Below are 20,090 nucleotides of genomic sequence, written 5' to 3'. Positions count from 1 at the left end.
CGGCGAAGGAAACGGTCCGACCTTCAGGGATCGCACAACGCTCCGATCCCGGTCGAGGTCCTGCCCGTCGTGACCGGTGCGCTCGCGAAACCGGGCGGGGTGTCGTCCCCTGTGGACTCCGAGCGACACCCCGCCTGCCACGCGACCCGCCGCACGGCCTCCGGTCAGCCGCCCGCCTTCGCGTTCCGCTCGAAGCGAGACCAGATGTCGGCGGCGCAGTACCCGCAGTTCGCGCCCGCGAACTGCGCGGCCGCCCGCTGGTCGCCGAGCAGCCGGGCCCGGAACCACGCGGTGACCGGACCGCGGAAGCCGCCGCCGTCGCCGGTGGCGGTCAGGTGCGTCGCGGCCGCCAGCTCGCCGTAGACGGCCGCGACCTGGTCGGCCCGCTGGTAGCGCGGGTAGACCAGCGTCTCCGCCGGGACGACGTTGTCGTCCTGGCCCGCGAGGAAGAACGCGGGGCCGTGCAGCTTCGCGACGTCGCCGAGGGGGCCTGGCTCGATGGGCACCACGGTGTCCACCCGCGGATCGGCGCCCGCCGCGATGGCCCCACCGCCGCCCTGCGAGTGCCCCGTCGCGCCGACCCTGGTCAGGTTGACCTTGCCCGCGTAGACGTCGCCGGGGGTGCTGTTCCGGGTCGCCAGGTAGTCCAGGCCCGCCAGCATCTCCCGGCCGCTTCCCGCATTGGCGGTTTTCGCCGCGGCGACGACGAACCCGTGCGAGGCGAGGTGGCGCAGCAGTCCGTCGTAGGTGTTCGGCCCCACCCCGGTGCCGTTGCCCCAGACGATCACCGGGTACGTGCCGCAGGCCCCCAGACTCGCCGGGCGGTAGATGGTGGTGTCCGGCGCGCCTGTCTCGACGGTGACCGCGAATGGGCCCCGCGCGGCCCAGCCCGTCGATACCGACGAGCAGTCGGTCGCCGCGGCGGCCGTTGACGTGGGCACGAGGGCGGCCATGATCGCGACCACACCGAGCAGCGTGAACCTTTTCTTCATCCTGGGTGACTCCTCTGTAGACAACCGCGCTGTGCGCTTGCCCCGAGTATCGACAGATCCACGAAGAACTGGACATACGTCTATTTGCGTATCCGGCCGCCAATACCCTCGGCGTGGGCAATTGTTCAGCTTCTCGTCACGGCGTGGACACCATTACCGCGACCGATTTCACGACGGGTAATCGCCACTACCCGGAGGGTGGCGCGACGAAGACCGCCCACCGTGTCCAAGATCCATTTTAGTTGGACCGACACCCATTGCCGCACAAGCGAAAACCAGGCAGATATTCCAAGCCGAAAATCACCCTGCGCTGTCCACAGTGGTTCACCCGTCGTTCATCCCTGTCGCTCGTTCCATGCTCCCACCCGCCCGTGGCGCGGTGACTCAGTCATCGGGGGTGGTTGAGGCGGCGCGCGGTTCCGCCCTTGCGAGGCGGGGTGGCGGTCACTTCGGCAGTGCGGGCTCGATCAACTCGGCGGCCGCCGGCACCCTCGGGCACAGCCGCGAACCGTCGTTGCTGCCCGCCCCCGTCGCCTGCACGTCCACCCGCGACGTCGCGGTCACCTCGATCGACACCGCACACACACTGCCACCCGCCCGAAGTGATTGAACGCCACGTCGAGAATTGATCTTGACTTCCTTCTTCTCACCGACGGCGACAACCTCATCAACACCGAGCTTCAGGAAAACAGCGATCCCGAAGTTGTAGCGGTCCGCAATCTCACCATCGCCAACCTGCCACTGACACAAACTGGAAGACGACGAATCCCGGGACTCAGGCGTTGTGGTAAGCCCCAACGTCGTCTTCATCGATGGGGTCGGCAACTCACACGGGTCCACAGAACTCAACGAACCGTCACCACTCGGCGATGAACTGGTCGTTCTGGGCGACGTGGTCGGCTCGTCAGACCCCTCAGTCGGGGTCACGTCCTGATCGGCGACAGCACGACCCGGAGTCTGCGTCGAACACGCGACCACGGTCAACGGGAGCAATGCGGCGAACGCCGCACACAGGACAGCACGCTTCACCGGCACTTCACCCTTCACGCGAGCTTGTCCGCGTTGCTGCTCCCCGACTTCGGCTCCTGCTCCGAGTAGCCCAGTTCACCTCATGTGCTGTCGATCCAGTCGGTCATCTTGCGGATCGCCTTGCGCAGGGCGTCGCCGCCGTGTTCGTTGACGGCGAATTGGCCCGCTGCGGCGGCGCCCGCGAAGGTGTCCACCGACTTGCCGATGGCTTCGAGCGCGATGGAGTCGCCCTCATCGATGTACACCAGCACCCCCCGAGGCGACGACCCATGGACTCATGGGTCACCGCACAGGGCACGAGGGTGAGCTGTATCAGACTGTGAAAAGTTGACCTGTCACGCGCAAGGGTTCACCTTGCGTGCTCTACCGGGAGATACGGCCCGCCTTGACGGAGGCAACCAGCGCGGCGGCGTCGCCGCGCAGCAGCACCGCGTCGGCGCCCCGCTTGCTGTCCCGCAGGTACGCCAGGGTGTGGGCGACCTCCACGCAGTCCTGGGTACCGGAGTGCCGGGACTTCTTGAACCGCAAGGGTTCACCGCGCATGGTCACTTCCCCACAATCCGCTGCTCGATGATCTTCTCAAGCCTATCCTGCGTTGCCCGCACCGACAAGGCAAGGCCATCGAGCTTCTGCCGGGCAGCCGTGTAGGGCTCGCTTTCCTTGTCGAAGAGGAAGGTCGACGAACCCAGGTGCTCCACCACCGCCACCGGTCCGGATCGGTCGAAGTTCAGGAGGTACCACCCGCCGATGGCGAACGAGGTGGGCGATTCGACCAATCGCACGTCCACCCCCTGGCGGTTCGCCATGACGACCAGGTGCCGGAGTTGGGCGACGAAGTCCTTGGCCGGACACAACTGGTTGCGCAGGGCCGCTGTCCCGATGAAGGCGGTGTAGTCGACCTCGTGCCAGTTCAGCAGCTCCTGCCGTTGCCGTCTGGCCCGCAGGCGCGGGTGGACGTCGTGCTCGGGAACGCCCAAGTCCCGCATGACCGCCTCCGCGTAGGCCGGGGTCTGCAACATGCTCGGGATGACACCGGGGCTCCAATGCGTCATGCGAATGGCCTCGTACTCGTATGACGCCAGAGCGCCGAGGTCACTCGGCACGCCTGCGGGTGGGCGGTCCCACCAGCCCAGCGTGGCCGGTTCCTTGGCGCGGGCGACCAGTTCGTCCCGCCGTTCCAGTGGCAGCTTGTAGACCACGGCCAGGCCCATGACGGCCTCCGGCGAGATGTGCCGCTGCCCGCGCTCCAGGCGGCTCAGCGTGGAGACGTTCCACTGAATGGCCCTGGACACCTGCGCCAGGCTCAGTTCGTTCCACTCCCGGATCGCGCGCAGCTCGGCTCCCAGGGCACGATCGCGCGGCGTTGCAGGCCGGTGTTTGCCACCCATTCCACTCCCCCAATCAGCAATTCTTCGTTCGACTTTCTGTCACTGCGGTCAAGACCATACGCTCGGTACCCGCAGGCGGGCAAAAACGTTTCTCCCCAAGCGCAACCGATGCAGTGGTCAACATCAGAAACAGGTGACAACATGCGGATAGGCCCCGATCCGGGAATCCACCCGGTGAAACAGAATTCAGCTTCTGACACTCCGATGACCGCACCCCTTCACCGGGCACCGCGATCCGACAGCGACACCATCCGGGCGAAGACGCTGCGCGGGCTCATCCTGGCGCGCAGGCTCGACACCGCCCGGCGCCGACGCGGGTACACCACCCGGAAGCTGGCCGGGGAGATGTCGATGAGCGCGGCGATGGTCAACCGGGTGATGACCGGGCGCCGGGTGCCGACCGCGCTGGAGATCGGTGGGCTGTGCGCGCTCCTGGACATCCGCCCCGACCACCGCCAGGTCCTTTACCGCCTCGCCGCGACCGCCGACCGCACCGACTGGATCATCCGCCACGGCCACGACGGGCCGGACCCGGTGCGCGACCTCGAAGCCCTGGCCACCACCATCACCACCTACGAACCGGACCTGCTCCCGGCTGCGCTGCGCACCCCCGCCTACCACCACGCCACGCGGCAGCCCCGGGAACTCGAACGCCCGGAACCGGACACCCGGCGCAAGTCCGTGTACCTCGTGCCCGCGCGGGTCCTCGACGACCACGACCTGCCGGGCGAGGTGCGGCAGGCGCAGTTGCGGCACCTGCTCGCCGAGCCGCAGCGGGTGCGGGTCCTGCCGCGCTCCGCACCGCGCCAATCCGCGTTCCGGGTGCTGGAGATCGACAACTTCCCGCCGGTTGTCCACATCGAACACCACACGACCAGCATCGTCCTGGAGCGCGCGGATTCCACCACGGCCACGGCGGCGTTGCTGGCCGAGCTGCGCGCACTCGCCCGGCCAGAACGGGACACGACCACGATCCTGCGCGACCTGCTGCCTCTCAGCGGGGGCGCGTGACGGCACGCCGCCGGTGCGGGGTGCGAACAGCGGCGCCAGGCCGTGTCTTGGTTAAAGCCCGGGATTTTGTCGCTGGTGCCCGGGCGGGTGGATCTGCTCGGGCGGGGCCCCTACGCCGATCATGCGCCCAGTGTGACCGAGTGGGGCGAAAAGATGCCCCACAGCCCAAGCAGGCTTGCACATGATCGCTACCCCCACCCAAGCACATCCACCCACCCAGGCATTGGCGTAGCCGGGCCTGCGGCTGCGAAGGTGGTCGGCCGGTGCGCACGGTGGGGTTCGGAGTGGCTGGTCGTTGCTGCGCCGGTGGGGCGGCAGGCGGCTGGTGGGTCAGGGCACGAGCAGGGTCGCCGGGCCTGGGACGAGGAAGCCGGAATCCAGTGGGGCGCAACGGACTCCGCCTCGGCCGCGCATGGCCTTGAAGGCGCCGGGGGCAAGTTGCGTGTCCATCCACCGGCACGGGTGCGCGGGGCGGTGGGCCTGGAAGCGGATGGGACCGGCGCCGGTGTCGAGGCTGAACACCGCACCCTCCCGCGCGCGGGTGGCCGCCAGGTCGTCGACCGGGAAGCCGCGCAGGATGATGTTGCGGCGGGTCTTCTCCACCGGCAGGTGGGGCAGGCCGAGTTCGGCCGCCACCTCGTCCAGGGCGTCCGCCGAGAACACCGTCACCGATGCTTGGCGGTGGGCTTCGCGGTTGTGGTAGCGGTCGCCCGCCAAGCCGAGGTGCGCGTGCACCTCGGCCCGGGGGACCGACAGCGGGGCCGGGTCCGGGCGCGGCGGCTCGGTGGGGCGGCCCTCGTAGGCGTGGACGGGGGAGACCAGCAGGGCCTCCACCCGCACCGTCAGTCGCCGAGCCAGCCGTGGCCCTCGGCGAGCTTGATCATGGCGCGGCGGACCGCGACGAGCTGGTCGCCGGTGAGGGAACCGACCGAGCCCAGCAGGGCCTCGGTGACCTCGGTGGAGAACTCGCTCGCCGGGATGAAGTCGCACAGGACCTCGTCGCCGTCGGCGGCCGTGGAGATCCGGGGGGTGCTCGGGGCGGCGTCGGGGCGGCGGACCAGGCTGACGCCGAACGCCTTCGGGCCGCGCGGGCTGTCCTCCACCTCGAACTCGACCACCGAACCCGCGTTGATCAGGTGTTTGTCGAATTCCAGGTCGTTCACGTGCAGGAAGATGTCGTCCCCGCCCGCGTCGTTGGCCACGAACCCGTACCCGCGAACCTGGTCGAACTTCACCACTGTGCCTGTCGCCACTTCACCCACCGCATCACGTCAACCGGCGCGGACCCCTGGAACCGGGACCACCGCGCGCCACCCATGAACGAACAAGTGGGCTCATTGTGCCACCAACCTGGTACGGCGCCACGCGACGGCCAGGAAAGCCACCAGCCCGACGAGCGGCAGCGTGCTCAGCGACCAGCTCAGCGCCATCGGCGGGCCGGGCTGGTCGAGCACGTTCAGGGAGGTCAGCGCACCCTCCCCGGGCCCCTGCGGGCCATCGATGCGGAACCGGAGGGTCCAGGTGCCCGGCGAGTCCAGGGACTTGATGTCCAGGCCCCAGACCTCCAGCTTGCGCGGGTGCCGGGCCAACGGCCGCTGCCGGGCCTCCTTGCCCTGGTCGGGGGCGGTCATCGACAGGGTGCCGGACTTGTCGGCGATGCCTCCGACCGGCGCGAAGGTCCAGTCCAGCGACTGCATGGCGCGCACCGGCCAGGCGCTGAACCCGACGTCGAGGGCGTACGGGCCGACCTGGACGCGTTCGGTGTGCACGACGTTGACCGGCTCGTAGGCCTGCGCGAGCGGCGCGGTGGCCAGCACGAGCCCGAGCACGGCGGTGAGGACGGTGAGGATCCGGCGCACGATCAGGCCTTCCCGGGGTTGACGAGGCGCAGCATCCGGCCGAAGCGCCAGCCGACGAACCCGGCAAGCAGCCCCAGCACCGCACCCGCGACGACGGTGGGCGCCAGGTCGCCGACCGGCGGCACCGCGTAGCCGTAGACCCAGGCGTTCTGCACGCCCTGGAACCCGGCGACCAGCCCACCGGCGAGGGCACCGGCCACCGCGGGCAGCCAGCGGTTGCCCCGCCGGGCGGCCACGGCGAACACCTCGACCAGCGCGGCCACCAGGACCAGGCCCATCGGCATCAGCGCGGGCATGACCGGCACGCCCCGGATGTAGTCGCGGATCGGCAGGCCCACCGCGTCGGCGTAGACGTGCGTGACCCACGGGGAGAACCACCAGCCCACGGCCTGGATGATCCCCAGCGCGACGGCCAGCGCGACGGCCAGGCCCGGCTTGCGGGCGAACCCGACCGCGGTGACCACGAGCACGACCATCAGCCAGGACAGCGCGGCGCTGACCGCGTCGACCGGCCCGTCGACGTTGCTGAAGCCCAGCACCACGATGGTGCTGAACGCGGCGAGGATGCCCAGCGAGGTGACGGTGCCGACCCGGCCCCAGGTCTGCCGGTACGCCGCGGCGAACACCATCACGGTGCCCACCAGGGTGGCCATCACCGACAGCAGCAGCCCGATGTGCGGCGGCGAGTCGATCACCGCGTCGAAGCCGTAGAGCCCGTGCCACCACTGGTCCCACAGCCCGTAGAGCAGGAACGACGCGGCGCCGCAGCCCGCGACCAGGTAGCCGATGGGGGCGGAGAACACCCGCAGGACCGCGATCGGCCTGCCGCCGACGACCGGGTCCGGGTCGCGGCCCGCGCGCTGACCGGCGGTGGCGGCGAGCACGGCGCCGAGGCTGGCCAGGCCCGCCACCGCGCTGCCCGCGTACAGGAACAGGTGCGGCAGGGTGAAGAACGTGTCCGGGCCGACGTCGGTGTGCCACTGCACGTCCCAGGTCAGCCCGACCAGGGTCAGCAGCGACCCGGTGAGCAGCGCCAGTGCCGTGGGCAGCCCCCGGCTCGCCGTCGCCGTCCCGGTCGCGGTGCGCGGTTCCGCGCGCTCCCGGGTGATGCCCGGGGCGATCCCCGCTGTCATGTCCCCTGCTGTCATGCCTGTGCACCCCTCATCCGACTGCGGGTCATCCGACTGCCGATCACTCAACTGCGGACCGCGATGGGGAACACCGCGGCTTCCTGCTTGCCGCCCGAGCGGACCGTCACGGTGATCTCCCAGGTGCCCGCCATCGTCAGCCGGGCGCCGGTGGCCCGGTAGCGGCCGGGCACCCCCTCGGCGGTGGCCGCCACGGCGGGTTCGGCGTGCCCCATCTCGGGCATCACCGGTTCGACGGTCACCTCGTCGGCGGACACGGGTGTGCCCGCGGTGTCGGCGACCTCGATGTTCAGCGCGCTCTCCCCCACGGTGGTCGGGCCGTCGAACCGCACGCGCAGCGCGTAGCTGTCGGTGCCGCCGCTCAACTCGACCGGTTCGTCCCCGGAGCCCAGCCGCCACAGCAGGACCGCGCCCGCGAGCACGGCCACCACGACGAGGGCGAAGACGGTCTTCCCGGTGCGGGTCACGGCGCACCGCCCGGGTCGGCGGGGACGTCGAACACGGCCGGGGCGGTGATCACCCGGTAGCCGCGCTCGGCCTGGAACCACAGCCGGTACCGGCCGGGCTGGGGGAAGGTGAAGGTGAAGTCCACCTCCGGGTCGTAGGCGGCGACGGTCTCGTCCGGTTCCCCGCCGACCGCGCCGGGCGTCGGCGGCACCATGGCGTGGGCGTGCGCCCACACCGGCGCGGCCACCGCGGCGGCGCCGACCGGCGCGTCCGGCGGCAGCGGCCCCACGACGATCAGGTGCCCGCGCATCCCCAGCCACGGCTGGAGGTCGGAAGGCCCGCCGAAGTCCGCCGCCACCGTCACCGCCCGCCCGGCGACCAGCGGCCCCGAGGAGACGTCCACGGTCGCGCCGTCGGCCTGCCGCGGCCCGACACCCGGGACCACAGTGGACACCGCAGGATCGCCCGCGACGTCGAGCGTCGCCCGCACCTCCTGGACCCCGGCCCCCGCGCGGGAAAGCTCGGCGGAGAGCCCGAACCGGCCGCCCTCGCCCGGGGTGAAGGTCGCCGCGTAGTGCCCCGGCCGCACCCGCACCGGGTGCACGTGGGTCAGCACACCGGACGGGCTCACCAGCACCAGGTGCACGAACGCGGCGTGCTGCACGCGCAGGTCGTCCACCGGCCGCCCGGTCGACGCGTCGGTCAGGTCCACCGCCAGCGCCACCGGCACCCCGGCCCGCGCGTCGACCGCCCGCACGGCCATGTTGACCGGTGGCCGACTCCCGTCCAACGGCGGCGCGGCGACGGGGATCGACGCGGACAGCAGCGCCGCCGTCACCGCGACGGTGACCGCCACGACCAATCCCGCCACCGCCAGCACGGTCCCGCGCCCGACCCCCGTCCGCAGCGCGAAACCCAGCGCCAGCAACAGGAAGAGCCCCGCGGCGACGAACCCGCCGTAGGTGAACCGCTCCCACGCGGGCGTCACCCGCTCGGGCACGGTGAACGGGATGCGCGCGGTGTTCGCCCCGTCGTCGAGCTCCAACTCCCACGGCCCGAACCGGTCGACCGACAGGGTGGCGGAGGTGGCCCCCGGCCCGCCGACGCGCACGGTGGTCTCACCGGTCACCCGCCCACCCGCGGGCACCACCCGCAGCCGCAACTCCCCCGCGGCGGTCCCCACGTGCCCCACGACGTCCACCGACACCGGCGCGGGAGCCCCGTCGACCCGCCGCACCACCACGGTCAACTCCCGATCCCCCAACGTCTGCGCGACGTGCAGGTCGCCCCCGACCGGCCCCCCGTCGGCCCACGCGGCAGGCGCCGCCCCACCCAGGAGCAGCACCAACGCCGCGACCACCCATCCCCGCACACCGGGCACGCTACCGACCGGCACCGACAGTTTCGTCCCGTCACCAGGGGATTTCCCACTCCCCCGTTCGGGGGACAACCCCTGAGGGCACCGGTGGGGAATCGGCGGACCGGCTCAGGGCCTGCGGACCAGACCGTGCCGGTGGGCGTAGACGACGGCGTGCACGCGGTCGCGCAGGCCCAGCTTGGACAGCACGCGGGAGACGTGGGTCTTGACCGTCTCCTCGCCGATGTGGAGTTCGGCGGCGATCTCGGCGTTGCTCAGGGCGTCGGCGACCAGCAGCAGCACCTCCTGCTCGCGGACGGTGAGGCGGTCGGGGGCGGCGAGGCCGGGGGCGGGGGCGAGGCTGGCGGTGAAGCGGGCGACCAGCCTGCGGGTGACCGAGGGGTCGATGAGTGCGTCGCCGCGGGCGGCCACGCGGACGGCGGAGGCCAACTCCTCCGGGGGCAGGCTCTTGAGCAGGAAGCCGCTGGCCCCGAGGCTGAGGGCGCGGTAGATGTACTCGTCGAGGTCGTAGGTGGTGAGGACGAGGACCCGGGTGCGGTTGCCGGGGGCGGCGAGGATGGCCTCTGCGGCGGACAGGCCGTCCAGCCGGGGCATCCGCACGTCGAGGACGACCACGTCGGGGCGGAGGCGGGCCACCTCGCGGACGGCGGCGGCACCGTCGCCGACCTCGCCGACGCACTCCAGGTCGGCCTGGGTGTCGAGGACGGCGCGCATCCCCGAGCGGAACATGGCGTGGTCGTCGGCGAGCAGGACGCGGACGGTCACCTGGCCTCCAGGGGGACGGTGACCCGCACGACCCACCGGTCGCCGTCGGGGCCGCAGGTGACCGAGGCGCCGAACAGGGCGGCGCGCTGGCGGATGCCGGGCAGGCCGCGGTGGACCAGGACGTCGTCGACGGGCTCGGCGTCGGGGGTTCGGTGTGCGCGGGCGGGTGGAGCGGCGGTGCGACCCGGGTGAGCGGGGTCCACGGCGACGCGGCCTGCCCGGGTGGAGTCGGCGGTGCCCGCACGGGTGTCTGCGCCGCGAGCGGCATTCGCGGCGCTGCCCACGTCGACGGGGCTCGCCGCAACACCACGGCCCCCGTGGGCGGACGCGGCGTCCGGGTGATCCGGGTGGGCGGGGTCTGCGGCGGCGCGGCCTGTTCGAGCCGCGCGGCCCGTGCGGGTGGGTGCGGGGGCGGTGCGGCGGCCGGGGGGTGCGGCGTCGGGGGGCAGGTCGTTGGCGATGGTGAGCACCACTTCGGTGTCGGTGCGGGTGAGGGTGACCTCGGCGCCTTCGCCGCCGCCGTGGCGCAGGGCGTTGGTCAGCGCCTCCTGGGCCACGCGGTACAGGGCCACGTCGACCGAGGGCGGCAGGTCGACGGCGACCCCGGCGGTGGTGAGGCGGGTGGGCAGGCCCGCCGCCCTGGTCACCCGGACCAGGTCGTCGAGGTCGTCGAGGCCGGGTTGGCGGGTGGCGGCGTCGCCGTGGTGCAGGAGGTCGAGCATGCGGCGGAGGTCGGCCATGGCGGAGCGGCTGGCGGTCTCCACCGCCGACAGCGACCGGCCGACCGGGTCGGGTGGGCCGCCGAGGGCGAGGCGGGCCGCGCCCGCGTGCACGCCGATGGCGCTGACGTGGTGGGAGATGACGTCGTGCAGGTCGCGGGCGATGGCGGTGCGCTCCTCGGCGACCGCGCGGCGGACGGCGGCGCGCTCCTCGATGCGGCGGCTGGTCTCGCGCTGCTCGACCTCGGCCTGGTGGCCGCGCCGGGCGGTGGTGTTGCGACCGACCAGCCAGGGCAGGACGACCGTGGTCAGCGCGTGCAGCCCCACCAGGCGCCAGTCGCCGCCCACCTCCGACGGGGGGAAGCCGACGCGGCCGACGAGCGTGCCCACCAGCAGGACCGCCAGCACGACGACCGCCTCGCGGGTGCCCAGCCAGGCGCCCGCCCGGTACCCGGCGACGAGCAGGCCGGTCTCGTTGGCGCCCTGGTACCAGCCCAGCCCGGCCAGCATCGCGGGCCCCGCGACCTGCAACGCGGAGTGCGCGGCGGCCACCACCCCGGAGAACCGGGCCGGGGTCGCCAGCGCCAGGTCGGCGAGCACGGTCAGCCCCAGGGCGAGCAGTCCCCACCCGCTGCGTCCGGCGGCCGGACACAGCAGCAGGATGGTGGACGCGTCGGCGACAGCGCACAGGGCGGCGACAACCAGCGACTCCCGGCGCAGCGCGGCTGCTGTGTCCCACACCCGTCCAGCTTCGCACTTCCGCCCCGCGCGGTGGTCCGGTGTCGGGGATCCGACCGGTCCGCGCCCCTCAGAACAGTTCCTCGCCCCACACGACCTCACCCGCGACGGCGGTGGCGCGGACGGCGATCTCCGCCGGGGGCACGTGGTGCGGGTCGGCGGTGAGGACCACCAGGTCCGCCAGCGAGCCGGGGGTGAGCGCGCCCAGGTCGTCCTCCCAGTGGCAGGACCAGGCGGCCTCGGTGGTGTAGGCGTGCACGGCGGTGGCCGGGGTGACCGCCTCGGCCGGGCCGACCACCGTGCCCAGCGCGGAGGTGCGGTCGAGCAGGAACTGCATGGCGCGCAGCGGGGCGCCGACGGTGACCGGGCGGTCGGAGCTGCCGACCAGCCGCACCCCCTCGTCGATGAAGGACTGTCCTCTGTAGAGCCAGGGGGCGCGGTCGGGGCCCATGATCCGGGCGTAGTCGTCGCCGAAGGACCAGAGGAAGGCGGGTTGCACGACCGGGGTGACGCCCAGGGTGGCGAAGCGGGGGAGCTGGTCGGGGCGGACCAGGCCCGCGTGCTCGACCCGGTGCCGGGCGGTGGGGCGCGGGTGGGCGGTCTGCGCGGCCTCGATCGCGTCCAGGGCGACGTCGACGGCGCGGTCGCCGATGGCGTGCACGGCGAGCTGCCAGCCCGCGCGGTGCCCGTCGACGATGACCCCGCGCAGTTCGTCGGCCGGGGCGTACAGCTCCCCCGCGCCCGCCTCGCCCACGTACGGTTCGGTGAGCGCGGCGGTGCGGGCCATCATGCCGCCGTCGGTGAAGACCTTGAGGGCGCCCAGCGACAACCGCTCGCCGCCGAAGCCGGTGCGCAGTCCCAGGTCCATCGCCCTCGGGGTGTCGTCGGTGCCGTGCGCGGCGACCGGGCGCAGCAGCGACCCGGCGACCATCAGCCGCACCCGCAGCGGCAGCCTGCCCTGCTCCTCGGCGCGCTGGTAGGCGTCCAGCTCGACCGGGCTGTGCCGGATGAGGCCGCCGCCGATGCCCGCCTCGGCCACCGCCGTGATCCCCTCGGCCAGGCACTGGGTGCCCGCCCGCTCGATGGCGGCGACCAGCTCGCTCAGCGCGTAGGGCTGGCGCAGCTCGCGCACCAGGCCCGCGCCCGCCTCCACCAGCAGCCCGTCGCGGTGCGCGGTCCCGGCGGGCAGCAGGGCCAGCACCGAGGAGTCCACCACGCAGGCGTGCCCGGAGTCGTGCACGAGGTTGATCCGCCGACCGGCGGCCACGGTGTCCAGTTCGGCGGCGGTGACGTGGCGGCCGAGCCCGCGCTGGTCGTAGCCGACGACGTCGACCCACTCCCCCGCCGGGCGGGCCGCGGCGGCGGCGCCGACGGTGGCGAGCAGTTCGGCGACCGAGGTCGCGGCGGCCACCGAGGCGGCCCCGGCGGCGAGCCCGGTCCAGGCCAGGTGCACGTGCGGGTCGACGAAGGCGGGCAGCACCACGGCGCCGCGCAGGTCGACCACCCGGCGCGCGGGCAGGCGGGTGACCTGCTCGTCGAGGCCCACCACGCGACCGCGCCACACGCCCAGCGCCGAGGCGCGCGGTCGGGCCGGGTCCAGGGTGGTGAACCGGCCGCCCACCAAGAGGAGATCGAGCATGCCACCAGCCTAGGGCGGCGGATTCGCGCCCGGAATGGGCAGTCCGGTGGGCGCACCCGCGCAATTCGCCGGTGAATGCGGCGCGGGAAAGCCCGGCACGGACGGCCGGTGATCGGCGGAACACAGATCGCGACCCGGCACACCGCCATCCGACCGCCAGAGCGCGCCGAACGGGCGGCGGGAACGGGTGGCACCAACCGGCGGTATCGGGGGTGACACCGACCGCCGGTATCAACAGGTGACGTCGAACGGGCAGCGCGATTGCCCGGACTCCGCCCGTTTCACCCGGGTGCGCCGGGGGCGCCGGGGCTCGCCCCACCGGTCCGCCGATACCGGCGGCCGACAACCCGGTGGTCTTGCGCCCCGGCCCACCCCGACCCATTCCGGCCGCCGGACGCGGCCGGGCACGGCTACACCGCCGACAGCCGCCGCTTGCCCGCGTGGGCCTCCTCGAACGCCTCCACGACCGCGGACGGGATGCGCCCGCGCTCGGAGATCTCGTGGCCGTTCTGCCTGGCCCAGTCGCGGATGGCCTTGGTCTGCTCCTTGCTGCGGACCTCGCCGACGGCCTTGGCGGGCGCCCCGCCGCGGCGGACCCGGCCGCCGGTGCGGCGGGCGGCGTTGACGAACTCGGCCATCTCCTCGCGGAGGCGGGCGGCGTTGGCCTCGTTCAGGTCGATTTCGTAATGCACACCGTCGAGGCTGAACTCGATCGGGCGAATGTCATCGCCCGGGGAACCGTCCAGATCATCGAACAGTTGCACGATCGTCTTCTGAGCCATGGCACACCTTTTTTGCGGAAACGGGCAGATCCTATCCATTATTGGATCACATCCGAGCCCGCGACGCCATGCACCACCCCGATCAGCGTATCGCCGATCGCGGGAATGTCGACCTCGTCACCATTGGTGAGACGCCCGGGAATGCCGGGGCAATTCACGACTCCGGTGCGCTCATCCCGGTGGGCAGCAGGTTGAGCAACCCGCCCGCGGCCCAGATCTCGCGCACGAACTCCCCCGGTGGGACCAGCTCGACCACGGTGCCGTCCGCGCAGGTCAGCGTGGCCGCCACCGGGTCGAGGACCACCCGGGTGCCCGCCTCGACCAGCTCCAGGTCGGCGGGCCGGGCGAAGGTCAGGCAGGGCAGCCCGTTGTTGGTCGCGTTCCGGAAGAAGATCCGCGCGAAGTCGACCGCCACGACCGCGCCGACCTCGTTGAGCTTGATCGCGCGGATGGAGGTCTCCCGGCTGGAACCGCAGCCGAAGTTGCGCCCCGCGACGAACACGTCACCGGGGCGCAGGTCGCGGGCGATGGTCGGGTCGTAGCCGTGGAACAGGCCGCGGCGGACCTTGTCCGGGTCCAGGCTGTAGAAGGCGGGCGGGTGGATGACGTCGGTGTTCACGTCGTCGCCGAAGCGCCACACCCTGCCCTCCACCGGCCCGGTCACGCCGTCGGTTCCGCTGGTCACTGCGCCTCCCGGTAGAGGTCGGGGGTGATCGCCCCGCGCAGGGCCGCGCGGGCCACGGTGCGCGGGGACGCGAGGTAGGTGCGGCTGTCCCAGTGGCCCATCCGGCCCCGGAAGTTGCGGTTGGAACTGGACACGCACACGTCGGCGGCGCCGAGCACGCCCTTGTCGATCCCGCCGCAGGCCCCGCAGCTCGAGTGGTTGAACTGCGCGCCCGCCTCGGTCAGCACCTCCACGTACCCGGCGCGCAGGGCCTGCTTGAACACCTCCACCGAGGCGGGGATGACCACGAACCGGACGTTGGGGTGGACCTGCTTGCCCGCCACCTCCTCGGCCGCGTCGCGGATGTCGGCGAGCCGCCCGCTGGCGCAGGAGCCGAGGAACGCCGAGGTGATCTCGGTGGGCTCCAGCTCGGCGACCGGCACCACGTTGCCCGGCGACCACGGCTTGGCCACCCGGGCGGTGAGGTCGGTCAGGTCCAGCTCGATCACCCGCTCGTACCCCGCGTCGGCGTCCGGGCGGACCGGGGTGCCCAGGAGCGGCTCGCTGGCGGCCAGGCCGTCGCGGTCGCGGCAGTAGGTCTCGGTGACCTCGTCGGCGGCGAACACGCCGAACTTGGCGCCGATCTCCACCGCCATGTTGGAGATGGCGAACCGGTCGTCCTGCGGCAGCCGGGTGCTGGTCTCGTCGTGGAACTCCAGGCTGCGGTACTGCGCGCCGCCCTCGCCGAGCACCCGTAGCAATTCCAGGACGATGTCGCGGCCACCGGACTGCGGCGGCAGCGCGCCGGTGAAGCGGACGGCGATGGTGGGCGGCAGCCGCAGCCAGGTGGTGCCGGTGGCGAGGGTGAACAGGATGTCGGTGGCGCCCATGCCGGTGGCGCAGGTGTTGACCGCGCCCGCCATGATCGTGTGGCTGTCGGCGCCGACGATCAGCCCGCCCGGCTGGCAGAGCCGGTGCTCGACCAGCAACTGGTGGCAGATCCCCTTGTCCAGCATCAGGTTCGGCATGTCCAGCCCGCGCGCCCAGCCGAGGAACCTGTTGGAGATGTCGGCGCGCTCTGCGGTGGCGGGCGGGGCGAAGTGGTCGTTGGTCAGCAATACCTTTGACTTGTCCCAGATGGACAGTCCGCGCCGCTCGAAGTCGTCGATCAGCAGGGCGGTGGTGGCGTCGTGGCCGAGCACGGCGTCCACCGACACCCGGCGGAACAGCGCCGACCGGTCCTCGTCGAGGCTGTGGGCGTCGATGACGATGTCGGAAATGGTCCTGCCGCTCACGACTGCGCTCCCGCGATCCGGTGGTACTCGGCGACCACGACGTCCGGTGACACACCGGCCAGCGCGGTGGCGACGAACCGCTCCTTGGCCGCGTGGGCGGCGTCGTGCCCCGACTTGTCCCAGCCGTCCACAGTGGACTTGACGGTGTCCAGCAGGCGGCGGGCGGTGTCGTCGTCGACGTCGGTGGCGGTGCCGGTGCGGCGCAGCACCTCGCGCACCAGCGAGGTGCCGGAGTGCTTGCCCAGCACGTACCCGCGCTCGGCGCCGACCCAGGACGGCGGCAGCACCTCGTAGCTGCGCACGTCCTTGAGCATGCTGTCCACGTGCAGCCCGGACTCGTGCCGGTAGACGTTGCCGCCGGTCACCGGCTTCGTCGCGGCCATGTGGATGCCGCTGATCCGCTCGACGAGGCGGGACAGGCGCGGCAGGGCGGTGGCGTCCACCCCGTGCGCGACGCCGTGCAGGTGGGTCAGCGAGGCCAGGCACTCGGCCAGGTCGGCGTTGCCCGCGCGCTCGCCGATGCCGTTGACCGTGCAGGTGATCGCGCGGGCGCCGCCCTCCACCGCGGCCAGGGTGTTGGCGGTGGCCAGGCCGTAGTCGTTGTGGGTGTGCGCGCAGATGTCGATGGCCGGGTCGAGCCGCTCGGCCAGGGTGCGCACCAGCGCGCGCATCGACCCCGGGTGCGCGCAGCCCACCGAGTCGGCCAGGATCAGCCGCGACACCTCCCCGGGCAGGCACACCTCGTCGACCAGCCGGGCCATGTGCTCGGGGGAGGCGCGGGTGGCGTCCTCGAAGACGATGTTGAGGCCCATGCCGTTGCCGAGCACCTCGTCCACCCCGGCGCGCATGATCCGCGCCGCCTGGTCGCGGGTGATGCCCAGCGTCTCGCGCAGCCGCAGGTCGCTGGTGGGCATGAACAGGAAGACCTCGTCGGCCTGGGCCTTGCGGGCGGCGGCGATGTCCTGCTGCACCGGGCGGGCGGTGGCGCCCACCGCCGCGGCGATGCCCGCCTGCCGCATCCCCTGCAGCGCCTCGACGTCGGCGCCGGAGGACGCCGGGAAGCCCGCGTCGAGCACCAGCACCCCCGCCTCGGAGAGCATGGTGGCCAGCTCGACCTTCTCGGCGACGGTGAACCAGACGCCCGGGGTCTGCTCGCCGTCGCGCAGCGTGCAGTCGATGACGTCCACCGCGGCGGGCATCAGGGGAACGGGGTCCGCCGGTCCCGGGTGAGCGGCGGTGTCCTGGGGTGGGTGGGCGAGGTCGTCGGTGTCCACGTGGAACGAACCCTTCTCGATGGGAACCGGTTCTGCTCGGTCACGGACCCCCCAGGGAACCGGCCGCCGCGCGGTGCCACCCCAGGACGCGGCGCTCGACGGCCAGCAACGCGGTGTTGAGGGCGTAGCCGAACACGCCCAGCACCACCAGCACCGCCCACAGGGCGGCGAAGTCGAACTTGTTCTGCGCGTCGCGCAACTGCGCGCCGAGCCCGCCGTTGGGGGCGAACAGCTCGGCGACCACCACCAGCACCAGCGCCTGCGACAGGCTGACCCGCAGCCCGGCGAACACCTTGGGCAGCGCGGCGGGCAGGACCACCCCGAACAGCCGGACCGACCACGGCACCCGGTACACCAGCGCGGTCTCCACCTGCACCGGGTCCACCGAGCGCACCCCGTCCACGGTGGCCAGCAGGACCGCCCACACCGCGCCGAACACGACCACGGTCAGCACCATCTGCGTGCCCAGCGTGGTCAGCAGCACGAACACCGGCACCAGCGCGGGCAGCGGCAGCGACCGGAAGAACGCGAACACCGGCCCCGCGGCGACGCTCGCCGACCGCGACAGCCCCAGCAGCGTGCCGAGCGCGACGCCGAGCAGCGACGCCAGCGCCCACCCGCCGACGACCCGGCCCAGGCTGGCCAGCGGCCCGTCGACCACGGCCCCGGTGGGGAACGCCCCGGTGAACCACAGGCGCCGCGCGGAGTCCAGGATCTCCGCCGGGGCGGGGAAGAACGGGTGGTACGCCGCGGCGGCGACCCACTGCCACACCCCGACCACGGCGGCGAAGAACCCCCAGCGCAGCGCGAACGCCGCCACCCCCGCCGCGCGCCGGGCGCACGGCGACCGCACCGCCGCGGCCGTGCTCATCTCGCGGCCACCTCGGGGCTGCGCCACCCGAACCAGCGGACCTGCGCCCGCTCCAGGCCCTCGTTGATCAGGTACCCGAGCACCCCGGCGACCACCACCGCGGCCAGCACCCGGTCCATCCTGGTGGCCCCGCTGGAGGCCAGGAGGATGAACTCACCGATGCCGCCGCTGGTGCCGGTGAGCATCTCCACGCCGACGAGCACCGACAGCGCGATCGCGGCGGACAACCGCACCCCGGTCAGCACGAACGGCGCCACGCTGGGCAGCGCGACCCGCAGCGCCACCCGCGACCGGTTGAGCCCGAACGCCCTGGCCGTGTCCACGAGCAGCGGTTCCACCTCGTCGTAGGCGTACATGGTGGTGAACAGGACCGGCCAGACGGCGGCGAAGGCGGTCAGGCCGATCTTGGTCTCCGGTCCGCCGCCGACGACCACCACCGCCAGCGGCACCATCGCCACGGTGGGGATGGGCCGGAGGAACTCGACCACCGCCCGGCTCGCCGCGCGGGCCAGCGGGCGGGCGGCGAGCAGCAGGCCGAGCGGGACGGCGACCACCGTGGCGATCAGCAGCCCGATCGCCCAGGACAGCACGGTCGCGACGACGCCGAGCAGGAACTCCGGGTCCCCCAGCAGGTGCACGACCTGCGGGAACACCTGGCTGGGCGGGGGGAGGTACCCGTCCAGGAACAGCCCGGAGCGGCCCGCGGCCTCCCACACCAGGAGGACGCAGGCCGCTCCGCAGACCCGCAGCAGGGCGTCGCGCACGCGCTCAGCCCGCGGGGGTGGCCAGCACCATCGGCTTGATGTCGAACGGCTCCGCGATCAGGCCGAACTCCTTGAGCAGGTCCGGGACCCGCTGCAACCGGGTGACGTCGGTGGTGATCGGGTAGTCCGGCAGGTGCAGCACCGGGCCGATCTCCGGCTTGACGTTCGCGTTCTGGATCAGCGCCTGGCGCACGGCGTCGTCACCGGAGCGGGTGGCCGCCTCGCGGTGGGCCTTCTCCACCCCGCGCTGGAAGGCGGCGACGGTCTTGGGGTACTGCTGGGTGGTCTTCTCCAGCGCGGCGTAGCCGTTGAGCGCGATGCCCTCCAGCCGCCCGGTCATGGGCTGGAACACCGTCCACACCCCGAGCTGCGCCTGGGCGATGGACAGGAACGGCTCGACCAGGAACGCCGCGTCGATCTCGCCGCTGCCCAGCTTGGGCAGCATGTCCGGGAACTTCATCTGCTGCCACTGGATGCCCGCGGTCTCGGCCTTGGCCGCCTTCATGCCCGCCAGCACGGCCAGGTCGGCCATGCTGCCGGTGGAGGTCACCGCGATCTTCTTGCCCTGCAGGTCGGCCGGGCTGCGCAGCGGGGAGTTCTTGGCCACCACCACCGCGGTGGTGTCCGGCTTGGCCGCCGAGGCGTCCGCGACGACCTTGATGTTCGTGGCGCCGCGGCCCTTCTGCTGCGCCTGCACCAGCAGCGGGTAGCTGGCGAAGGCGAAGTCCACGTCGCCGCCGAGCAGGCTGGTGATCACGTCACCGCCGCCGCCTTTGGTCACGAACTCGACCTCGATGCCCTGCTCGGTGAAGTAGCCCTGGGTCTTGGCCACCCACAGCGGCGCCATGTCGGTCGACGGGATGATCGCGACCCGGACCGTGGCCTTCTCGACCGGACCGGCCGACGACCCGGCCTCGGCGTCGTCGTCGGAGCCGCCGAGCAGCCCGCAACCGGACGCCACCAGGGCCACCGCGGTCACCGCGGCACCCGCTCGCAGCGTCCGGAACAGCCCGCGGGACCGGGCACCGTGCCCGGGGGAGCCGCCGCTTTGCACCACCGTTTGCTCCTCACATGGGAAGACTCATCGACTCGCCGAAACGTGGGTGCGTTCTCCACGCGGCCCAGGGGACTTTAGTCCGCTGTCAAGGCCGGTCGATCACGCTGCGGCATCGATACGCCGTCGAACCGTGGATCGCGGGTGCATCCAGTAACGGCGGTCATCGTGAGAATACCGCCCATTCATGTCCACTCGACACAATCTGAGCTGCGGATATGCCGCTCACGCAGGGGGAACGCCCAGGTGGTGAATCAGTTGCGAAGCGTCACC

Annotated in this window: 22 protein-coding genes; 1 reads left to right on the top strand and 21 read right to left on the bottom strand. The window is 72.6% G+C overall.

Annotation, left to right across the window (positions count from 1 at the left end; all coding sequences use genetic code 11):
- Positions 1-164: 164 nt before the first annotated feature.
- The 5 genes from L6E12_RS32030 to L6E12_RS32010 form a co-directional block, all read right to left on the bottom strand.
- On the bottom strand, positions 165-992 hold the full coding sequence (locus L6E12_RS32030) for an acetylxylan esterase (protein ID WP_236231661.1): 828 nt from the start codon (positions 990-992) through the stop codon (positions 165-167).
- A 444-nt stretch (positions 993-1,436) separates the two neighbouring features.
- On the bottom strand, positions 1,437-1,970 hold the full coding sequence (locus L6E12_RS32025; RefSeq protein WP_308075418.1) for a DUF3558 family protein: 534 nt from the start codon (positions 1,968-1,970) through the stop codon (positions 1,437-1,439).
- Positions 1,971-2,101: 131 nt separating this feature from the next.
- Complete coding sequence (locus tag L6E12_RS32020; RefSeq protein ID WP_236231660.1) at positions 2,102-2,272, bottom strand: hypothetical protein; 171 nt, start codon at positions 2,270-2,272, stop codon at positions 2,102-2,104.
- Positions 2,273-2,384: 112 nt separating this feature from the next.
- Positions 2,385-2,564, bottom strand: a complete 180-nt coding sequence (locus L6E12_RS32015; RefSeq protein WP_236231659.1) for a DUF397 domain-containing protein — start codon at positions 2,562-2,564, stop codon at positions 2,385-2,387.
- 2 nt (positions 2,565-2,566) lie between these two features.
- Positions 2,567-3,409, bottom strand: a complete 843-nt coding sequence (locus L6E12_RS32010; RefSeq protein ID WP_236231658.1) for a helix-turn-helix transcriptional regulator — start codon at positions 3,407-3,409, stop codon at positions 2,567-2,569.
- 204 nt (positions 3,410-3,613) lie between these two features.
- Here L6E12_RS32010 and L6E12_RS32005 point away from each other — a divergent pair, with 204 nt between their 5' ends.
- Positions 3,614-4,420 carry a Scr1 family TA system antitoxin-like transcriptional regulator gene (locus tag L6E12_RS32005; protein ID WP_236231657.1) on the top strand — a complete coding sequence of 269 codons (807 nt, stop codon included), beginning with the start codon at positions 3,614-3,616 and terminating at the stop codon, positions 4,418-4,420.
- A 330-nt stretch (positions 4,421-4,750) separates the two neighbouring features.
- Here the strand turns inward: L6E12_RS32005 and L6E12_RS32000 are convergent, their stop codons facing one another.
- From L6E12_RS32000 to L6E12_RS31925, 16 genes are all read right to left on the bottom strand, one after another.
- Complete coding sequence (locus L6E12_RS32000) at positions 4,751-5,260, bottom strand: MOSC domain-containing protein (protein WP_236231656.1); 510 nt, start codon at positions 5,258-5,260, stop codon at positions 4,751-4,753.
- A 2-nt stretch (positions 5,261-5,262) separates the two neighbouring features.
- Positions 5,263-5,673, bottom strand: a complete 411-nt coding sequence (locus L6E12_RS31995) for a cold-shock protein (RefSeq protein ID WP_236231655.1) — start codon at positions 5,671-5,673, stop codon at positions 5,263-5,265.
- An 81-nt stretch (positions 5,674-5,754) separates the two neighbouring features.
- On the bottom strand, positions 5,755-6,279 hold the full coding sequence (locus tag L6E12_RS31990) for a hypothetical protein (RefSeq protein ID WP_236231654.1): 525 nt from the start codon (positions 6,277-6,279) through the stop codon (positions 5,755-5,757).
- 2 nt (positions 6,280-6,281) lie between these two features.
- Complete coding sequence (locus tag L6E12_RS31985) at positions 6,282-7,427, bottom strand: hypothetical protein (RefSeq protein WP_236231653.1); 1,146 nt, start codon at positions 7,425-7,427, stop codon at positions 6,282-6,284.
- A gap of 47 nt (positions 7,428-7,474) precedes the next feature.
- Positions 7,475-7,894, bottom strand: a complete 420-nt coding sequence (locus L6E12_RS31980; protein ID WP_236231652.1) for a FixH family protein — start codon at positions 7,892-7,894, stop codon at positions 7,475-7,477.
- Positions 7,891-9,246, bottom strand: a complete 1,356-nt coding sequence (locus tag L6E12_RS31975; protein ID WP_236231651.1) for a hypothetical protein — start codon at positions 9,244-9,246, stop codon at positions 7,891-7,893. The genes L6E12_RS31980 and L6E12_RS31975 overlap by 4 nt, the downstream gene beginning before the upstream one ends.
- 114 nt (positions 9,247-9,360) lie before the next feature.
- Positions 9,361-10,017 (bottom strand): response regulator transcription factor, encoded by a 657-nt coding sequence (locus tag L6E12_RS31970; RefSeq protein WP_084176162.1) that lies wholly within the window; start codon positions 10,015-10,017, stop codon positions 9,361-9,363.
- Positions 10,014-11,477: a sensor histidine kinase gene (locus tag L6E12_RS31965; protein ID WP_236231650.1), complete on the bottom strand. Its 1,464-nt coding sequence runs from the start codon at positions 11,475-11,477 to the stop codon at positions 10,014-10,016. Before L6E12_RS31965 ends, L6E12_RS31970 begins: the two co-directional genes overlap by 4 nt.
- A 67-nt stretch (positions 11,478-11,544) precedes the next feature.
- Positions 11,545-13,113, bottom strand: coding sequence for an amidohydrolase (locus L6E12_RS31960; protein WP_236231649.1), 1,569 nt, complete (start codon positions 13,111-13,113; stop codon positions 11,545-11,547).
- A gap of 410 nt (positions 13,114-13,523) precedes the next feature.
- Complete coding sequence (locus L6E12_RS31955; RefSeq protein WP_236231648.1) at positions 13,524-13,895, bottom strand: Lsr2 family protein; 372 nt, start codon at positions 13,893-13,895, stop codon at positions 13,524-13,526.
- Positions 13,896-14,049: 154 nt separating this feature from the next.
- On the bottom strand, positions 14,050-14,580 hold the full coding sequence (locus L6E12_RS31950; protein WP_236231647.1) for a 3-isopropylmalate dehydratase: 531 nt from the start codon (positions 14,578-14,580) through the stop codon (positions 14,050-14,052).
- Positions 14,577-15,854, bottom strand: a complete 1,278-nt coding sequence (locus L6E12_RS31945) for an aconitase/3-isopropylmalate dehydratase large subunit family protein (RefSeq protein ID WP_236231646.1) — start codon at positions 15,852-15,854, stop codon at positions 14,577-14,579. The genes L6E12_RS31950 and L6E12_RS31945 overlap by 4 nt, the downstream gene beginning before the upstream one ends.
- Positions 15,851-17,128 carry a LeuA family protein gene (locus L6E12_RS35600; RefSeq protein WP_236231645.1) on the bottom strand — a complete coding sequence of 426 codons (1,278 nt, stop codon included), beginning with the start codon at positions 17,126-17,128 and terminating at the stop codon, positions 15,851-15,853. The genes L6E12_RS31945 and L6E12_RS35600 overlap by 4 nt, the downstream gene beginning before the upstream one ends.
- Positions 17,129-17,168: 40 nt before the next feature.
- Positions 17,169-17,999 carry an ABC transporter permease gene (locus L6E12_RS31935; protein WP_236231644.1) on the bottom strand — a complete coding sequence of 277 codons (831 nt, stop codon included), beginning with the start codon at positions 17,997-17,999 and terminating at the stop codon, positions 17,169-17,171.
- The gene (locus L6E12_RS31930) at positions 17,996-18,763 is read right to left on the bottom strand and encodes an ABC transporter permease (RefSeq protein ID WP_236231643.1); all 768 of its coding nucleotides are present in this window, start codon (positions 18,761-18,763) and stop codon (positions 17,996-17,998) included. Before L6E12_RS31930 ends, L6E12_RS31935 begins: the two co-directional genes overlap by 4 nt.
- Before the next feature lie 4 nt (positions 18,764-18,767).
- Complete coding sequence (locus L6E12_RS31925) at positions 18,768-19,820, bottom strand: ABC transporter substrate-binding protein (RefSeq protein WP_236231642.1); 1,053 nt, start codon at positions 19,818-19,820, stop codon at positions 18,768-18,770.
- Between the last annotated feature and the right edge of the window lie 270 nt (positions 19,821-20,090).

The organism is Actinokineospora sp. PR83, assembly GCF_021056305.1.
GTDB lineage: Bacteria > Actinomycetota > Actinomycetes > Mycobacteriales > Pseudonocardiaceae > Actinokineospora > Actinokineospora spheciospongiae.
This window is presented reverse-complemented; position numbering and strand designations above follow the sequence as displayed.

Excerpts from the sequence above, each read along its gene's own strand:
- L6E12_RS31935 (WP_236231644.1), bottom strand. The coding sequence starts at position 17,999 with ATGAGCACGGCCGCGGCGGTGCGGTCGCCGTGCGCCCGGCGCGCGGCG.
- L6E12_RS31985 (WP_236231653.1), bottom strand. The coding sequence starts at position 7,427 with ATGACAGCAGGGGACATGACAGCGGGGATCGCCCCGGGCATCACCCGG.
- L6E12_RS32015 (WP_236231659.1), bottom strand. The coding sequence starts at position 2,564 with ATGCGCGGTGAACCCTTGCGGTTCAAGAAGTCCCGGCACTCCGGTACC.
- L6E12_RS31955 (WP_236231648.1), bottom strand. The coding sequence starts at position 13,895 with ATGGCTCAGAAGACGATCGTGCAACTGTTCGATGATCTGGACGGTTCC.
- L6E12_RS32030 (WP_236231661.1), bottom strand. The coding sequence starts at position 992 with ATGAAGAAAAGGTTCACGCTGCTCGGTGTGGTCGCGATCATGGCCGCC.
- L6E12_RS31960 (WP_236231649.1), bottom strand. The coding sequence starts at position 13,113 with ATGCTCGATCTCCTCTTGGTGGGCGGCCGGTTCACCACCCTGGACCCG.
- L6E12_RS32010 (WP_236231658.1), bottom strand. The coding sequence starts at position 3,409 with ATGGGTGGCAAACACCGGCCTGCAACGCCGCGCGATCGTGCCCTGGGA.
- L6E12_RS32005 (WP_236231657.1), top strand. The coding sequence starts at position 3,614 with ATGACCGCACCCCTTCACCGGGCACCGCGATCCGACAGCGACACCATC.